The following is a 15,728-nucleotide window of genomic DNA, read 5'->3' on the forward strand; positions in this document are numbered from 1 at the left end:
GGATGGCAGGCGGGATCGGGATCGGGCTGGCCCTGAGCTTCCTCGTGTTGCTCGTCGTGGGGACGTACTCGGCGGCGGCCGGCCTGGCGGGAGCGGGCGCCGCGGGCCGTGCGCTGGGGCTCGCGAAGGGGGCGGTGCCCGGCAAGTACCAGGCCCTGGTGCAGAAATGGGGCGCGCTCTGCCCGGCGATCAGCCCGGCGTTGCTCGCGGCCCAGCTGTACTCGGAGAGCGGCTGGAACCCGAGTGCCGTCAGTCCGGCGGACGCGCGGGGGATCGCGCAGTTCATCCCGGGCACCTGGGCGGGTCACGGGGTCGACGGCGACGGTGACGGGGACCGGGACATCTGGGACCCCAACGACGCCATTCCGTCGGCCGCTTCGTACGACTGCGAGTTGGCCAAGGACGTGGCGCGGGTGCCCGGGGACGCGACGGGCAACATGCTCGCGGCCTACAACGCGGGGGCGTACGCGGTCATCAAGTACCAGGGGGTGCCTCCGTACAAGGAGACCCAGGGGTACGTAAAGACGATTACCACCCTGGCGAAGAGCTTCGAGCGTCCCGTCGGCAGGGTGGCGCCGTCCCAGCAGGCCGCAGGGGCCATCTACTTCGCGCAGAAGCAACTGGGCACCCCCTACCTGTGGGGCGGCAACGGGACGCCCGACCAGAACGGGCGGTTCGACTGCTCGGGGCTCACGAAGGCCGCGTACGAGACGGTGGGCATCGAGCTCCCGCGCGTCGCCAACGACCAGTACAACGCCGGCCCCCATCCCTCGCGCGAGGAACTCCTCCCCGGTGACCTGGTCTTCTTCTCCGATGACCTGACGAACTCTCGGGACATTCGACATGTCGGTCTGTACGTCGGCGGCGGCTACATGATCAACGCTCCGTTCACCGGCGCGGTGATCCGCTTCGACAAGATCGACACCCCGGACTACTTCGGCGCGACGCGGGTGACCAAGGACGGCGCGGAGGCTCTTCCGGAGCGTGCCGCGGCTGCCGGGACTGCCTCGTGACGCTCTGTTAAGTCAAGGCCCTGAGCTGCGACGATGAGTCACTCTTGGGTAACGTTGGAGTGATCATTCGGTGGAGAGTGGAACGGCCCGGCCAGAACGGGCGTTCCATGGGCACGAGGGCTGATCGACCGGGGGTTGAAGGGGCGCGCATCGCGCGCGCCCGCAGGGGACCTAGGCAAGCAAGGGGCCGCATCGCCATGGCTGGACTCGCGACCGGTGGGCCGAATGTGGACGTCAGCCTGCTGTACGAGATCAACGGCCTGGCCCGGCACGCGCCGGACGGGCTCGACCGGGCGGTGGGCCTCGTCGGCGAGTACGGACTTCCGCTCGCCATGGTGCTGTTGGTCCTGTGGTGTTGGCGCGGTGCGCGCAGGCAGGACGAGCCGGCGGCCGTCGACGCCTTCGTCGCGTTGGTGTGGGCGCCGTTGGCGGCCGGCATCGCGCTGCTGCTGAACGTGCCGCTGCGGGAGTTCGTCGGGCGGCCGCGGCCGTTCCTCCAGCACGAGGGGCTGGAGGTGTTGGGCTCCGGGTCGGGACCGGCCGCGCGGCTCGGGGGCGCGGAGTTCTCGTTCGTGAGCGACCACGCCACGCTGACGATGGCGCTGGCGGTGGGGCTCTTCATCGCCCACCGCAGGATCGGGTACGTCGGAATCGGGTTGGCGCTCCTCGAAGGCCTCTGCCGCGTGTACACCGGCGTCCACTACCCGACCGACGTGATCGGGGGGCTCGCGCTCGGCACCGCGGTCGTACTGCTGCTCGCGCCGGCCGCGGCGGCGCTGCTGACACCGGTGGTGCGGGCCGTGGTCCGTTGGCCGCGGGCGCGATGGCTGGTCCGGGCCGGGGAGCGGGTCGTGGCCCGGCCCGTGGAACTGGCGCCGCGGTCGCACGAGAGCGACCTCGCGGCGTAACGGGCCCGGCTCGGTGGTCGCCACGGGTTCCGCCGACCGCTCACCCTCAGACGTGACCGTCCCACAGGGCGAGGAGCACGGCCGCCAGCAGACACAGCGCCGACGCGCCGAAGCAGAGCCGGACCGCCCTCGGGCGGGGGCGGGGGCTCACGGATCGCCGCTCTCGCCGCCCCGGTCCTCCTGCGCCTCGTCCCGGCGGTAGCGCGAGCGCAACCACAGGCCCGTGGCCACGGCCGCCGCCGTGGTGACCCCGACGGCCAACGCCACGTCGGCCGGTCCGTCCGCCGATCCCACCGGCCGGGCCCAGGCCGCGGTCGGCGTGAGGGTGCTGAGCAGCAGGGCCCAGAGGAGGGCCGCGAGGCGGGGTGCGGGTCCTGGCATGACTCCAGGGCATCCGGTCGCGGACCGCTCGGCCAGCCGGGCCGTCCGAACGGGCGACACGCCCGGTCGCAGGGCGTGTGTGGCGGCCTGCTCCGTCGGGTGGGCTCCTGCCGGGTGGCGGCCCGCCGGTGTCGGCCTACCCCGCCGTGTGGCGGGTGGCGTCCTTGCGGGCCAGGTCGCGGGAGCGGCGGGCCGGTCCGGTCCAGCCGCAGGTGCAGACGGCCAGGCAGAACGAACCGCGTTCGGTCGTGTCGGTGGTGTGGCCGGTCGAGGGCTGTCGCACGGGCTCCTCGGGGTGACGAGGCTGCGGCACTGCGGCGAGCGCAGTGATCGGAGTCGCTTGGGTGTGCGGGTCCACTCCTCCACGGTACCGGGCGCGGCCGATCCGCGGCACCGGGCCGGCCCGTGACGGGAAACCCCGGACCTCGTTAAGCGGAGCGGGTGGGGGCCTCGGGCAAACAGCTGTCACGCGTTGGGGGTTGGCAGGCGATGGTGGTGCACCAGCACATGCGCAGACGAGGGCGTGCCGGTGAGGCGGTCCTGGCCGTGGCGGTGGCCGTGACCGTGGCCGCGACGAGCGGATGCGGAAGCTCCGCCGGCGGTGACGACAGGCCCCCCGAGGACCCGGCCGCGGCGGTGCGCGGCGCCGCCGACGTGCTGGACGCGGCCGGCAGCGCGCGGGCCCGTACGGCGATGGAGATGGCCACCGGCGGGACCAGGGTCACGATCCGGGGCGAGGGCGGTGTCGACTTCAAGAGCCGGATGGGACAGCTCCTGGTGATGCTCCCGGCCGATGCGACGGGCAAGGCCGAGCACCGGCCCATCACCGAACTCCTCGTCCCGGGCGCCCTCTACATGAAGAACCGGGGCGCGGGCGTCCCCGACGACAAGTGGGTCCGCGTCGACACGACGACCCTCGCCGACGGGAACCTGGTCACGGGCGGGGCCACCGACCCGCTCGCCGCGGTCGAGCTGCTGCGGGGTGCGCGGGAGGTGACGTACGTGGGGAAGACCGAGGTGGCGGGCACCAAGGTGCGGCACTACCGGGGTACCACGGACATCGGTCGGGCCGCGCGGAGTGCCTCGCCGGGGGTCAAGGGGGCGCTCGAAGCGGCGGCGAAAGGGTTCGGCACGGACACCGTGCCGTTCGACGCCTACCTGGACGAGGAAGGCCGGCTGCGGAAGGTCCGGCACCGTTTCACCTATGTCAACAATGGCGTGATCGATGTCTCCTCGACGACGCTGCTCTACGGGTTCGGTACTCCGGTGACCGTCGTACTGCCCGCAAGCCGGGACATTTTCGCCGGGAAGATCGCCGGATAGTCGGATCTCGTGGTCCAGACCATGCGAGCGGGCCATGGCCCGGTATCCGGAAATGGTCCATCCGTGTCATGCGCGCGCAGGCGTGCGCTCCCTACGCTGGGAAGCCGAGCGCCGACGGGCGATGGCGGCAGAGAGAGGTGGCGCGCGTGACTCCCGCAGGCGGTACGACGGTGCAGGACCACGTGGCGCTCGCCGAGATCGAACTGTGTGGCGAGCTGATCATCGCGGCCTCGACGGCGGCCGAGGAGCGGCTGAGCCAGGATCGGATCGACGAGGTTCTGCTGGGCATCGGCTGCCCCTGACGAACCGGCCCCCGAACCCGCGCCGGCCAGGGACCGCCGGTGGTGGACGGCGCGGGGGCCGGGCCCCCGCCGCCCCCGGAGTGCGGGATCAGGTGCGCAGCAGGCGGGCGATGGCCTTCGTGGCTTCCTCGACCTTGGCGTCGATCTCCGCCCCGCCCTTGACGGCGGCGTCCGCGACGCAGTGCCGCAGGTGCTCCTCCAGCAGTTGGAGCGCGAAGGACTGGAGGGCCTTCGTGCTCGCCGAGACCTGCGTGAGTATGTCGATGCAGTAGACGTCCTCGTCGACGAGGCGCTGCAGACCGCGGATCTGGCCCTCGATCCGACGCAGTCGCTTGAGGTGCTCGTCCTTCTGGTGGTGATAGCCGTGCACCGCCGGGACCGCGTCGGCGCCGGCTTCCGGTCCGGAGCCCTCCGCCTCGATGGTCGTCATGCGTCCTCCCGTGGTCCGGAACGAGGGATGTATACCCCTCATGGGTATAGGATACCGGGCCCCGACCGTACGGGCAGGGGTCCGTGGTTGCCCACTCTGCCTGATGGAGCACACTGGGGAACGGCCGGTTAGCCGTGGCCGGGGGATGCGCCTAGCATCAGCCTGACCGAACCCAATGCACCCCGAGGACCTCACGTGCGATTTCGTCTGACCCCCAGGGAGACGAGCTTCTACGACATGTTCGCCGCATCCGCGGACAACATCGTCACGGGCTCGAAGCTCCTGATGGAACTGCTCGGAGCGGATTCCTCCGCCCGAGCCGAGATCGCGGAGCGGATGCGGGCAGCGGAGCACGCGGGGGATGACGCCACCCACGCGATCTTCCACCAGCTGAACTCCTCCTTCATCACGCCGTTCGACCGCGAGGACATCTACAACCTGGCCTCCTGCCTCGACGACATCATGGACTTCATGGAGGAGGCGGTCGACCTGGTCGTCCTCTACAACGTGGAGGAACTCCCCAAGGGCGTCGAGCAGCAGATCGAGGTACTGGCCAGGGCGGCCGAACTGACCGCCGAGGCCATGCCGCACCTGCGCACCATGGACAACCTGACCGAGTACTGGATCGAGGTCAATCGCCTGGAGAACCAGGCCGACCAGATCCACCGCAAGCTGCTCGCGCAACTCTTCAACGGCAAGTACGACGCCATGGAGGTGCTGAAGCTCAAGCAGATCGTCGACGTCCTCGAAGAGGCCGCCGACGCGTTCGAGCACGTCGCGAACACGGTGGAGACCATCGCGGTCAAGGAGTCCTGAACCTCGTGGACACCTTTGCTCTGATCGTGACCATCGGTGTCGCGCTCGGCTTCACCTACACCAACGGCTTCCACGACTCGGCGAACGCCATCGCGACCTCGGTCTCGACGCGTGCGCTGACGCCGCGCGCCGCGCTCGCGATGGCCGCGGTGATGAACCTCGCCGGTGCCTTCCTGGGCAGCGGCGTGGCCAAGACGGTCAGCGAGGGGCTGATCGAGACGCCCCACGGCACCCGGGGGATGTGGATCCTCTTCTCGGCGCTGGTCGGCGCGATCGTCTGGAACCTGATCACCTGGTACTTCGGACTGCCCTCGTCGTCCTCGCACGCGCTGTTCGGCGGCATGGTCGGCGCGGCGCTGGCCGGTGGCACGGAGGTCATCTGGACCGGCGTGGTCGACAAGGTCGTCATCCCGATGTTCGTCTCGCCGGTGGTGGGTCTGGTCATCGGTTACCTGGTGATGGTCGCCATCCTGTGGATGTTCCGCCGCTCCAACCCGCACAAGGCCAAGCGCGGCTTCCGCATCGCCCAGACCGTCTCCGCCGCGGGCATGGCCCTCGGTCATGGTCTCCAGGACGCCCAGAAGACCATGGGCATCGTGATGATGGCCCTGGTCATCGCCGATGTGCAGGGAGCGGGCGACGCCATCCCGGTCTGGGTCAAGCTCGTGTGTGCCGTCATGCTGTCGCTCGGCACGTACGCGGGTGGCTGGCGCATCATGCGCACCCTCGGCCGCAAGATCATCGAGCTGGACCCGCCGCAGGGCTTCGCGGCCGAGACCACCGGCGCCTCGATCATGTTCGGCTCGGCGTACCTCTTCCACGCGCCGATCTCCACCACCCACGTGATCACCTCGGCGATCATGGGCGTGGGTGCCACGAAGCGGGTGAACGCGGTCCGCTGGGGCGTCGCCAAGAACATCATCCTGGGCTGGTTCATCACCATGCCGGCGGCGGCGCTCGTCGCCGCGGTGAGCTTCTGGATCGTGAACCTGGCCTTCGTGAACTAGCCGTCGGGTGCGCGTGGTCGTCACGACGACCGCGCACCGGGCACGACACGAAAGCGGGCCGGCTCCCCCCACCCAGGGGGAGCCGGCCCTTTTCCTTTCGCCTCGCGGTGGCACCGCCATGCAGCACCGCGGGACGTCTATCGCCACATCCGGGGGTCGGGACTCAGCCGAAGCGACCCGAGATGTAGTCCTCGGTCGCCTGGACGGACGGGTTGGAGAAGATCCGGTCCGTGTCGTCGATCTCGACGAGCTTGCCGGGCTGGCCGACGGCGGCGAGGTTGAAGAACGCGGTGCGGTCCGAGACACGGGCCGCCTGCTGCATGTTGTGCGTCACGATGACGATCGTGAAGCGCTCCTTGAGCTCCCCGATCAGGTCCTCGATCGCGAGGGTGGAGATCGGGTCGAGGGCGGAGCAGGGCTCGTCCATCAGCAGGACCTGGGGCTCGACCGCGATGGCGCGGGCGATGCACAGGCGCTGCTGCTGGCCGCCGGAGAGGCCGGAGCCGGGCTTGTTCAGGCGGTCCTTGACCTCGTTCCAGAGGTTGGCGCCCTGGAGGGACTTCTCGACGATGTCCGTCAGCTCGGACTTCTTGAACGAGCCGTTCAGGCGCAGGCCCGCCGCCACGTTGTCGAAGATCGACATGGTGGGGAAGGGGTTGGGGCGCTGGAAGACCATGCCGACCGTGCGGCGGACCGCGACCGGGTCCACGCCGGGGCCGTACAGGTTCTCGTCGTCCAGCAGGACCTTGCCCTCGACGCGGCCGCCGGGGGTGACCTCGTGCATGCGGTTGAGGGTGCGCAGGAAGGTGGACTTGCCGCAGCCGGAGGGGCCGATGAAGGCCGTCACGGAGCGGGGTTCCACGGTCATCGAGATGTCGTCGATGGCCTTGTGGGTGCCGTAGAAGGCGGAGAGGCCGCTGACATCGATTCGCTTGGCCATGAGAAGGTCACATCGCTTTCATGAGTCGCGTCAGCGACCGGTCTTCGGGGCCTTCCAGCGGGCGATGCCGCGGGCCACCAGGTTGAGGATCATGACGAAGGCGATCAGGACGAGCGCCGCCGCCCATGCCCGGTCGTAGGAGGCTTCACTGCCGACCTTGTACTGCTCCCAGATGTAGAGGGGGAGCGAGGACTGGGCGCCTTCGAAGGGGTTGCCGTTGATGAGCTGCGAGCCGAAGACCAGCAGCATGATCGGCGCGGTCTCGCCGGCGATGCGGGCGACGGCCAGCATCACACCGGTGGAGATGCCGCCGATCGCGGTGGGGAGCACGACCTTGAGGATCATGCGCCACTTCGGCACGCCGAGGGCCAGGGCGGCCTCGCGCAGCTCGTTCGGTACGAGCTTGAGCATCTCCTCGGTGGAGCGGACCACCACGGGCATCATCAGGATCGACAGGGCCATCGCGCCGGCGAAGCCGGAGGGGCCGAAGCCCAGCATCAGGTTCCAGGTCGTCAGGATGAACAGACCCGCGACGATGGAGGGGATGCCGGTCATCACGTCGACGAAGAAGGTGACCGACCGGGCGAGCGGGCCCCGGCCGTACTCGACCAGGTAGACGGCGGTCAGCAGGCCGATGGGCGCGGCGATGGCGGTGGCCAGGGCCACCTGTTCGATGGTGCCGAGCAGGGCGTGGTAGACGCCGCCGCCGGCCTCGAAGCTGGTCACGCCGTTCATGGAGTGGCCGAGGAAGGCCCCGTCGAGGACCTTCATGCCGCGGCTGACGGTGGTCCACAGCAGCGAGAGCAGCGGGATGACCGCGAGGACGAAGCAGACCCAGACGACGGAGGTCGCGACCCGGTCCTTGGCCTGGCGGCGGTTCTCGATCACCGAGCTGGCGACGTACGTGACGGTGACGAAGAGCAGCGCCGCGAGCAGACCCCACTGGATCTTGCTGTCGAGACCGAAGGCGAGGCCGATGCCGCTGCCGAGGACGATCGAGAGGACGGCGATGCCGGCCGGTGCCCAGCGGGGCAGGCCACCGCGGGTGAGGGTGGCGGGGGCGACGGACTTGCGGGCCCGGGTGGGCCGCTGGTCCTGGAGGGTGTGGCTCATCAGGCGTTCGCCCCCGAGAAGTCCTTGCGGCGGGCGATGATCAGCCGGGCCGCGCCGTTGACCAGCAGGGTCAGGAGGAAGAGGACCAGACCGGAGGCGATCAGCGCGTCGCGACCGAACTCGTTGGCCTCGTCGAACTTCGCGGCGATGTTCTGCGCGAAGGTGCCGCCACCCGGGTCGAGGATGTGGCCGGAGATCAGGAAGCTCGGGGAGAGGACGGTCGCCACGGCCATGGTCTCGCCGAGGGCGCGGCCGAGGCCGAGCATCGAGGCGGAGATGACACCGGAGCGGCCGAAGGGCAGCACCGACATGCGGATGACTTCCCAGCGGGTCGCGCCGAGGGCCAGGGCGGCCTCCTCGTTCATGCGCGGGACCTGGAGGAAGACCTCGCGGCTGACGCTGGTCACGATCGGCAGGATCATGATCGCGAGCAGGATGCCGACGGTGAACAGCGAGCGGGCGACGCCGGGCTGGCTCTTGTCGAAGATGTACGTCCAGCCCAGGTACTCGTCGAGCCAGAGGTTCAGTCCGCCGAGCTGCGGGACGAGGAAGAGGGCGCCCCAGATGCCGTAGATGATCGACGGCACGGCGGCCAGCAGGTCGACCACGTACGCGAGGGGCGTGGCCAGCTTGCGCGGCGCGTAGTGCGAGATGAACAGGGCGATGCCGACGGCGATCGGAACCGCGATGGCCATCGCGATGATCGAGCTGACGACGGTGCCGAAGAGCAGGACGGCTATGCCGAAGACGGGGGGCGTGGCCGACGCGTTCCAGTCGAAGGTGGTGAAGAAGTTTCCTTCGTTCTCCGACAGGGCGATGGTCGCGCGGTAGGTGAGGAAGGCGGCGATCGACGCCATGATCACCAGGAGGGCGATGCCGGAGCCCTTGGAGAGGCCGGCGAAGATCTTGTCACCGGCGCGGCCGGTGGACCTCTCGCTCCTGGAGACAGGCGGAGCCGTGTCTGTCTGGGTGGGTGTGGTGGAAGCCATGGTCTTTCCGGTCTGTGTGGGGGGCATGCCCCCTGGCGGCGGTGCACCGGATTCCCCCGGGTGGAGGGGGGAGGGTTCCCGGCGGCCGGATCGGACGGGATCCGACCACCGGGAGAGTCTGGAATCAGCCGAGCTTGCCGATGGTCTCGCGGACCTTGGCGTTGATCTCGGCCGGGATCGGGGCGTAGCCGTTCTCGCCGAGGATCTTCTGGCCCGCGTCCGAGGCGGTGTAGTTCAGGAAGGACTTCACGGTCGGGAGCGTCTCGGCCTTGTTGCCCTTGTCGCAGACGACCTCGTAGGTCACCAGGACGATCGGGTACGCGCCCTCGGCCTTGGTGGTGTAGTCGAGCTTCAGCGCCAGGTCGGAACCGGTACCGGCGATCTTGGCGGCGGCGATGGCCTTGGAGGCGTTCTCGCCGGTGGCCTTGACCGGGGTGCCGGCGCCCGTGTTCAGGTCGACGGTCTTGATGTTCTGCGACGCGGCGTACGACAGCTCGAAGTAACCGATGGCACCGTCGACGGCCTTGACCTGCGAGGCGACACCGGAGGAACCGGAGGCGCCGAGGCCACCCGGGGCCGGCCACTTCTTCGCGGGGTCGTGCGGCCAGGCGTCACCGGCGGTGGCCTTGAGGTACTTGCCCAGGTTCTCGGTGGTGCCCGAGTCCTCGGAGCGGTGGAAGTGCTGGATCGCGGTGCCGGGAAGCGTGACGCCGGGGTTCAGCTTCTTGATCGCCTCGTCGTCCCACTTCTTGATCTTGTCGTTGAAGATGTTGGCGATCGTGGCGGCGTCCAGGTTCAGCTTGTCCACACCCGCGACGTTGAAGCCGATCGCGATCGGGCCGCCGACCATGGGCAGGTTGATGCCCTGGCCGCCTGTGCAGATCTTCTTCGACTCCTCGACCTGCTCGGGCTTCAGCGCGGAGTCCGAGCCGGCGAAGCCGACGGTGCCCTGGTTGAAGGCGACGATGCCCTCACCGGAGGAGGAGGACTTGTAGTTGACCTCGACGCCGGAGCAGGCGGCCATGTAGTTCTTCACCCACACGTCCACGGCGTTCTTCTGCGCGGACGAGCCGGAGGCGAGCAGCTTGCCCTTGGCACCCTCGCACTTGACGTCGCCGGGCGCGGGGGCCGAGGCCTTGCTGCTCGCCGAGGAGTCGTTCGTGGTGTTGTCGTCCGAGCCGCACGCCGTGAGGACCAGGGCGCCGGACACGACAAGCGCCCCGAGGGCGGAGGCACGAAGCATGCTCTTGCGCTGAAGCTTCACTTTCGGGTGTTCCTTCCAGAAGCCGCCGGCCGCTTTCTGTATCGGGGCGGCGTGCGAAGAGGACTACGGGTTGGCGGGGTGCGGGCAGTGGGCTTTTCGGCCCGGCTCGCACCTTGCGGTACTGAAATTAGGCAGAACAGGTGAAGCGGTCGACGGCCCTCGGTGAACGGACGGTGAACCGTGGCGGGCGGGCCGGTGCGGTTGGGGGGGTTTGTACCTGGGCGTAACGGGGCGTTATCCGCACGTTATGCCGCCGTGACCTTTGCCTGGCCGGCGGGGTGGGGTGGGGGTGGTGGGGTGGCCGGAAATCGGCGGTGTCGGCGGGGTCGGCCGTGGGCCTGGGCCTGGGCCTTCGCCGGGGGCCTGCCCGGGGGGTTGGCGCGCAAACCCGGCCGGGGGCGGGTGTCCTGCGGGGCGGGTGTCCTGCCGGGCGGTGCGGGGCGGGGCCTGTGCACGGTGGCGGTGAGTGGGCCCGTGCGGCGCCGTTGCCGGGGGCGCTGCCCCCGGACCCCCGCGCCTCAAACGCCGGCGGGGCTGGGTGGGCAGGGGCGGGCTCGACTGCCGGCGGGGCTGGGGTGGGCAGCGGGGCTCGACTGCTGGTGGCGCTGGGGTGGGCATGGGCCGGGCTCGAACGCCGGCGGCGCTGGGGTGGGCAGGGTGCTCGAACGCCGGCGGGGCTGGGGTGGGCACGGGCGGGCTCGACTGCCGGCGGGGCTGGGGTGGGCAGCGGGGCTCGACTGCTGGTGGCGCTGGGGTGGGCACGGGCGGGCTCGACTGCTGGCGGGGCTGGGGTGGGCAGGGTGCTCGAACGCCGGCGGGGCTGGGTGGGCAGGGTGCCTTGGTCAGGGGAGGGCCGGGGTGGGGTGCCAGAGGGTGTGGAAGGTGTGGCGGGCCGCCTCGACCGCGTGGCGTTGGTCGGCGTGCAGGACGCCGAGGGCGTACGCGGTGGCCGGGGCGATGCGGGGGGTGCGGGCGGCGGTCGCGGAGGCGGCGGCGGCTTCGGAGGCGTCGCGGTGGTGGTCGAGGGCCTGGCCGGCGGCGGCGAGCCGGGTCACGTCGTCGCCGAGGATTTCCCGGGCGTACCGGTGGACCCGCAGGAGGCGGCGGACCTCGTGCCAGGCCCCGTCCTCGTGCGCGGAGTACGGGGTGCCGCCCTCGGGGGCGGGGAGCGCGTCCACGGCGCCGACCAGTCGGGTTTCGGCCACCTCCGCCAGCGGGGCCAGTACGTCGTCGACCCGGCCGCGGGCCGCGACGGGGTCGAGCGGGACCTCGGAGGCGAGGACGGCCACCGCGTCGGCCACCGCGTGGAAGCGGGACGAGCCGAGGGCGGACAGGGTGGCCGAGTGGGCGCGGGTCCGGGCCAGGGTGAGCTGCCGTTCCAGCAGTGCGCCCGCCCGGGCGGAGCCCACGGTGAGCGCGCCGGCGGTGCCCCGGGGCGCGGGCACCTCGGGGGTGCCGGAGAGCCGGTGCAGGGCGTCCATGAGCCGCGCCAGGCGGACGGCGTACGCGTGCTCGTCGGCCAGGGTGGAGGACAGCCAGACGAGTTCCGTGCGCAGCGAGTCGGCCCAGGCCGACTCGGTCACCACCCGGAACGTGCCCAGGGAGCCGGCGATCCGGCGCGCGGCCCCCCGCAGGCCGCGCGCCGCGTCGGTTCCCTCGGCGGTGTCGGCCGCCCCTGCCGCGCTGTCGCCGTGCAGGCGCAGCGCGCGCAGGAATGCGGTGGCCTGGGTCCGCAGGTACGCGCCGAGCACGTCGCCTGCCAGGGGGTCATGGTTTGGCTGTGCCACGCCGGCGCCTCCGGGCGTCTATGAGCATCTCCTGTACGTGCCGCAGCGGCTGGCCCTCGGAGTCCGTGGCGTGCCGGGTCCACTCGCCGTCGGGTCCCAGGTGCCAGGAGGCGGTGTCGTCGGACATGCCGATTTCGAGGAGTCGGTCCAGTGACGTGCGGTGGGCCGGGTCGGCGACCCTGACCAGTGCCTCGATGCGACGGTCGAGGTTGCGGTGCATCATGTCGGCGCTGCCGATCCACACCTCGGGTTCGCCGCCGTTGCCGAAGGCGAAGACCCGGGAGTGTTCGAGGAAGCGGCCGAGGATCGAGCGGACGCGGATGTTCTCCGACAGTCCGGGGACGCCGGGGCGCACGGCGCAGATGCCGCGGACCCAGATGTCGACCGGGACGCCCGCGCGGGCGGCCCGGTAGAGGGAGTCGATGAGGGCCTCGTCGACGATCGAGTTCATCTTCAGTCGGACGTACGCGGGGCGGCCGGCCCGGTGGTGGTCGGCTTCCTTGTCGATGCGGGAGACGAGGCCGTCGCGCAGTGACTTGGGGGCGGTCAGCAGCCGACGGTAGGTCTCGCGGCGGGAGTAGCCGGACAGCCGGTTGAAGAGGTCGGAGAGGTCGGCGCCGACCTGCGGGTCGGTGGTGAGCAGGCCGAGGTCCTCGTAGAGCCGGGCGGTCTTGGGGTGGTAGTTGCCGGTTCCGACGTGGGAGTAGCGGCGCAGTTGGTCGCCCTCCTGGCGGACGACGAGCGAGAGCTTGCAGTGGGTCTTGAGGCCGACGAGCCCGTAGACGACGTGGCAGCCGGACTCCTCCAGCTTGCGCGCCCATTTGATGTTGGCCTGTTCGTCGAAGCGGGCCTTGATCTCGACGAGTACGAGGACCTGCTTGCCGGATTCGGCGGCGTCGATGAGGGCGTCGACGATGGGGGAGTCGCCGGAGGTCCGGTACAGGGTCTGCTTGATCGCGAGGACGTCCGGGTCGGCGGCGGCCTGTTCCAGGAAGGCCTGTACGGAGGTGGAGAAGGAGTCGTACGGGTGGTGCAGCAGCACGTCCCGTTCGCGGAGCGCGGCGAAGATGTCGGGCGCGGACGCGGATTCCACCTCGGCGAGGTCGCGGTGGGTGCCGGCGATGAACTTGGGGTACTTCAGCTCGGGCCGGTCCAGGGAGGAGATCCCGAAGAGGGCGGTCAGGTCGAGGGGGCCCGGCAGCGGGTAGACCTCGGCGGCACTGACCTTGAGTTCCTGTACGAGGAGGTCGAGGACGCCGGGGTCGATGGACTCCTCGACCTCCAGGCGTACGGGCGGGCCGAAGCGGCGCCGCATGAGTTCCTTCTCCAGGGCCTGGAGGAGGTTCTCCGCGTCGTCCTCCTCGACTTCGAGGTCCTCGTTGCGGGTCACGCGGAACATGTGGTGCGCGAGCACCTCCATGCCGGGGAACAGCTCCTCCAGGTGCGCGGCGATGACGTCCTCCAGCGGGACGTAGCGCTGGGGGGAGGCCTCCAGGAAGCGGGAGAGCAGCGGCGGGACCTTGACCCGGGCGAAGTGGCGGTGGCCGCTGACCGGGTTGCGCACGACGACGGCCAGGTTCAGGGAGAGGCCGGAGATGTACGGGAAGGGGTGCGCGGGGTCCACGGCCAGCGGGGTGAGCACCGGGAAGATCTGGTTGCGGAACAGGGTGAAGAGGCGCGCCTGCTCCTTCTCGGTGAGGTCGGGCCACCGGATGAGGTGGATGCCCTCCTCGGCGAGCTGCGGGGCGATGTCCTGCTGGTAGCAGGCGGCGTGCCGGGCCATGAGCTCGCGCGAGCGGGTCCAGATCAGGTCCAGTACCTCGCGGGGCTGGAGGCCGGACGCGGAGCGGGTGGCGACGCCGGTGGCGATGCGGCGCTTGAGGCCGGCGACGCGGACCATGAAGAACTCGTCGAGGTTGCTCGCGAAGATCGCCAGGAAGTTGGCGCGCTCCAGCAGCGGGGTGGCGGGGTCCTCCGCGAGTTCCAGGACCCGTTCGTTGAAGGCGAGCCAGCTGCGTTCGCGGTCGAGGAACCGCCCGGGGGGCAGCTCGCCGCCCTCCTTGTCGTCGTAGGTGTCCGGGTCGGCGTCGAGGTCCGGATCGAGATCGACGTGGCCGACGTTCGGGCGGTGCGCGGCTATGGAGCCGAGCTGCGACTTCGCCGTGGCGGGCGTGTGAGACGGGTGCTGGGCGGGGACCTCGGTGGGGCCGACGCTGGGCTTGTGGCTCATGACTCCATTCTTCCGCGCACGCGGCAGGACAGGCGCGTCGGAAGTGTCGGCCGTCAGGCGGAGTCGGGGCTGCATGGTCGGATGCTGGCAAGCGCTTCTTAATGCCCGGTTAATGGCGAATGGCTTCCAGGGTCCGCCTGGCGCACGGGAGGACGCCGGGGTGACGGATTGCTCCGTTCGGGCTCCCGCACTGCGCGGGGGGCCCGAACGGAGTGGTTCGGCCGGCGCCTCAGCTCTCGGTGCGGTACATCAGGTCCACCTCGTGGGTGGTGAAGCCGAGGCCCTCGTACACGGCGAGGGCGGCCGGGTTGTCGGCGTCGACGTAGAGCATCGCGGTGGGCAGGCCCGCCGCCGCGAGGTGGCGCAGGCCGATCGCGGTGAGGGCCTTGCCGAGGCCGCCGCCCTGCGCGCCGGGGCGGACGCCGACGACGTAGACCTCGCCGAGCCGCTCCTCGGCGTGGATCTTCGTCCAGTGGAAGCCGATCAGTTCGCCGTCGCGCTCCGCGAGGAAGAAGCCCTTGGCGTCGAACCAGGGCTGCGCGATCCGGTCGGCCAGGTCCCGTTCGGTGAGGGAGCCCTGCTCGGGGTGGTGGGCGAAGGCCGCCGCGTTGGCGGCGATCCAGGCCGCGTCGTCGGCGCCGGGGACGAAGGTGCGTACGGTGACCCCGGCTGGCAGGGCCGGGTCGGGCAGCGGCGGTGCCTCCGGGCCGAGCGGGCGGCGCAGCTGGCGCAGTTCGCGGAACAGGGTCAGGCCGAGGACCTGCGCGAGGTGCCGGGCGGCGGACTTGCCGCCGTGGGCCCAGACGCGGATGCGCTTGCCCGAGGCGGCCAGCAGGGCGGTGCCCAGGGCCCGGCCGTGGCCGCGGCCGCGCAGGGAGGGGTGGACGACGAGTTCCGCGGCGGGGGCCTCCACCGGGTCGGTGTCCTCCAGTTGCCCGTACGCGGTGAGGCGTCCGTCGGCGGTGAGCAGGAAGTGCCGGATGCCCTCGCGGGGTCCGCCGCGGAGCTGGATGCGTCCCTGTTCGGACACGGCGGTGGTGCCGTCGGTGCGGGCGGCGTCCGTGATCAGGGTCAGTACGGCGTCGGCCTGTTCCTCCGTCAGCTCGTCGAGGGTCTCAATCTGCCGTCCCGGCTCCAGGGCCGCTGCTGCGTCAGTCATGCCCCCACCGTACGACCGCAACCAGCCCGTAACCCATTGGACCCTGTCGTGCTACGCGCGTTGACC

At 70.8% G+C, this 15,728-nt stretch carries 16 protein-coding genes; 6 read left to right on the forward strand and 10 right to left on the reverse strand.

Annotated elements, in window-relative coordinates; all coding sequences use genetic code 11:
• Positions 1-2: 2 nt before the first annotated feature.
• Both ACQEVM_RS02750 and ACQEVM_RS02755 read left to right on the forward strand, forming a co-directional pair.
• The gene (locus tag ACQEVM_RS02750) at positions 3-1,013 is read left to right on the forward strand and encodes an NlpC/P60 family protein (RefSeq protein WP_433079777.1); all 1,011 of its coding nucleotides are present in this window, start codon (positions 3-5) and stop codon (positions 1,011-1,013) included.
• A 197-nt stretch (positions 1,014-1,210) separates the two neighbouring features.
• The gene (locus tag ACQEVM_RS02755) at positions 1,211-1,921 is read left to right on the forward strand and encodes a phosphatase PAP2 family protein (RefSeq protein WP_433074338.1); all 711 of its coding nucleotides are present in this window, start codon (positions 1,211-1,213) and stop codon (positions 1,919-1,921) included.
• 147 nt (positions 1,922-2,068) lie between these two features.
• Here ACQEVM_RS02755 and ACQEVM_RS02760 read toward each other — a convergent pair whose 3' ends face one another.
• Together ACQEVM_RS02760 and ACQEVM_RS02765 are read right to left on the reverse strand one after the other, a co-directional pair.
• Positions 2,069-2,302 carry a hypothetical protein gene (locus ACQEVM_RS02760; protein ID WP_433074341.1) on the reverse strand — a complete coding sequence of 78 codons (234 nt, stop codon included), beginning with the start codon at positions 2,300-2,302 and terminating at the stop codon, positions 2,069-2,071.
• A 136-nt stretch (positions 2,303-2,438) separates the two neighbouring features.
• Positions 2,439-2,585 (reverse strand): hypothetical protein, encoded by a 147-nt coding sequence (locus tag ACQEVM_RS02765; RefSeq protein WP_433074344.1) that lies wholly within the window; start codon positions 2,583-2,585, stop codon positions 2,439-2,441.
• A 206-nt stretch (positions 2,586-2,791) separates the two neighbouring features.
• Here ACQEVM_RS02765 and ACQEVM_RS02770 point away from each other — a divergent pair, with 206 nt between their 5' ends.
• Together ACQEVM_RS02770 and ACQEVM_RS02775 are read left to right on the forward strand one after the other, a co-directional pair.
• Positions 2,792-3,625 carry a hypothetical protein gene (locus ACQEVM_RS02770; protein WP_433074347.1) on the forward strand — a complete coding sequence of 278 codons (834 nt, stop codon included), beginning with the start codon at positions 2,792-2,794 and terminating at the stop codon, positions 3,623-3,625.
• Between the two features lie 146 nt (positions 3,626-3,771).
• Complete coding sequence (locus ACQEVM_RS02775) at positions 3,772-3,927, forward strand: hypothetical protein (protein ID WP_433074350.1); 156 nt, start codon at positions 3,772-3,774, stop codon at positions 3,925-3,927.
• 88 nt (positions 3,928-4,015) lie between these two features.
• Here ACQEVM_RS02775 and ACQEVM_RS02780 read toward each other — a convergent pair whose 3' ends face one another.
• Positions 4,016-4,357 carry a metal-sensitive transcriptional regulator gene (locus ACQEVM_RS02780; protein WP_433074353.1) on the reverse strand — a complete coding sequence of 114 codons (342 nt, stop codon included), beginning with the start codon at positions 4,355-4,357 and terminating at the stop codon, positions 4,016-4,018.
• A gap of 195 nt (positions 4,358-4,552) precedes the next feature.
• On the opposite strand from ACQEVM_RS02780, the gene ACQEVM_RS02785 reads away from it, so the two are divergent.
• Positions 4,553-5,173 carry a DUF47 domain-containing protein gene (locus ACQEVM_RS02785; protein WP_053675393.1) on the forward strand — a complete coding sequence of 207 codons (621 nt, stop codon included), beginning with the start codon at positions 4,553-4,555 and terminating at the stop codon, positions 5,171-5,173.
• Between the two features lie 5 nt (positions 5,174-5,178).
• Positions 5,179-6,180, forward strand: a complete 1,002-nt coding sequence (locus tag ACQEVM_RS02790; RefSeq protein ID WP_433074356.1) for an anion permease — start codon at positions 5,179-5,181, stop codon at positions 6,178-6,180.
• Between the two features lie 163 nt (positions 6,181-6,343).
• Here the strand turns inward: ACQEVM_RS02790 and pstB are convergent, their stop codons facing one another.
• The 7 genes from pstB to mshD all read right to left on the reverse strand — a co-directional run bounded on the left by pstB (position 6,344) and on the right by mshD (position 15,662).
• The gene (gene pstB / locus ACQEVM_RS02795) at positions 6,344-7,120 is read right to left on the reverse strand and encodes a phosphate ABC transporter ATP-binding protein PstB (RefSeq protein ID WP_053675397.1); all 777 of its coding nucleotides are present in this window, start codon (positions 7,118-7,120) and stop codon (positions 6,344-6,346) included.
• A gap of 30 nt (positions 7,121-7,150) precedes the next feature.
• Positions 7,151-8,233, reverse strand: a complete 1,083-nt coding sequence (gene pstA / locus ACQEVM_RS02800; RefSeq protein ID WP_433074361.1) for a phosphate ABC transporter permease PstA — start codon at positions 8,231-8,233, stop codon at positions 7,151-7,153.
• Positions 8,233-9,222, reverse strand: a complete 990-nt coding sequence (gene pstC / locus ACQEVM_RS02805) for a phosphate ABC transporter permease subunit PstC (protein ID WP_433074364.1) — start codon at positions 9,220-9,222, stop codon at positions 8,233-8,235. Before pstC ends, pstA begins: the two co-directional genes overlap by 1 nt.
• Before the next feature lie 124 nt (positions 9,223-9,346).
• The gene (gene pstS, locus ACQEVM_RS02810; RefSeq protein ID WP_433074367.1) at positions 9,347-10,486 is read right to left on the reverse strand and encodes a phosphate ABC transporter substrate-binding protein PstS; all 1,140 of its coding nucleotides are present in this window, start codon (positions 10,484-10,486) and stop codon (positions 9,347-9,349) included.
• Positions 10,487-11,328: 842 nt separating this feature from the next.
• Positions 11,329-12,273 carry a CHAD domain-containing protein gene (locus ACQEVM_RS02815; protein WP_433074370.1) on the reverse strand — a complete coding sequence of 315 codons (945 nt, stop codon included), beginning with the start codon at positions 12,271-12,273 and terminating at the stop codon, positions 11,329-11,331.
• On the reverse strand, positions 12,254-14,503 hold the full coding sequence (locus ACQEVM_RS02820) for an RNA degradosome polyphosphate kinase (RefSeq protein WP_433074373.1): 2,250 nt from the start codon (positions 14,501-14,503) through the stop codon (positions 12,254-12,256). The genes ACQEVM_RS02815 and ACQEVM_RS02820 overlap by 20 nt, the downstream gene beginning before the upstream one ends.
• A gap of 229 nt (positions 14,504-14,732) precedes the next feature.
• Complete coding sequence (gene mshD, locus ACQEVM_RS02825) at positions 14,733-15,662, reverse strand: mycothiol synthase (protein WP_433074376.1); 930 nt, start codon at positions 15,660-15,662, stop codon at positions 14,733-14,735.
• Positions 15,663-15,728: the final 66 nt, after the last annotated feature.

This window comes from Streptomyces sp. CA-243310, assembly GCF_050936775.1.
Taxonomy (GTDB): Bacteria; Actinomycetota; Actinomycetes; order Streptomycetales; family Streptomycetaceae; genus Streptomyces.

What these genes read in the sequence shown, in the direction of transcription:
- ACQEVM_RS02750 (WP_433079777.1), top strand. Translation starts at nt 3, where the DNA reads ATGGCAGGCGGGATCGGGATCGGGCTGGCCCTGAGCTTCCTCGTGTTG.
- ACQEVM_RS02755 (WP_433074338.1), top strand. Translation starts at nt 1,211, where the DNA reads ATGGCTGGACTCGCGACCGGTGGGCCGAATGTGGACGTCAGCCTGCTG.
- ACQEVM_RS02760 (WP_433074341.1), bottom strand. Translation starts at nt 2,302, where the DNA reads ATGCCAGGACCCGCACCCCGCCTCGCGGCCCTCCTCTGGGCCCTGCTG.
- ACQEVM_RS02770 (WP_433074347.1), top strand. Translation starts at nt 2,792, where the DNA reads ATGGTGGTGCACCAGCACATGCGCAGACGAGGGCGTGCCGGTGAGGCG.
- ACQEVM_RS02780 (WP_433074353.1), bottom strand. Translation starts at nt 4,357, where the DNA reads ATGACGACCATCGAGGCGGAGGGCTCCGGACCGGAAGCCGGCGCCGAC.
- pstB (WP_053675397.1), bottom strand. Translation starts at nt 7,120, where the DNA reads ATGGCCAAGCGAATCGATGTCAGCGGCCTCTCCGCCTTCTACGGCACC.
- pstA (WP_433074361.1), bottom strand. Translation starts at nt 8,233, where the DNA reads ATGAGCCACACCCTCCAGGACCAGCGGCCCACCCGGGCCCGCAAGTCC.
- pstC (WP_433074364.1), bottom strand. Translation starts at nt 9,222, where the DNA reads ATGGCTTCCACCACACCCACCCAGACAGACACGGCTCCGCCTGTCTCC.
- ACQEVM_RS02820 (WP_433074373.1), bottom strand. Translation starts at nt 14,503, where the DNA reads ATGAGCCACAAGCCCAGCGTCGGCCCCACCGAGGTCCCCGCCCAGCAC.
- mshD (WP_433074376.1), bottom strand. Translation starts at nt 15,662, where the DNA reads ATGACTGACGCAGCAGCGGCCCTGGAGCCGGGACGGCAGATTGAGACC.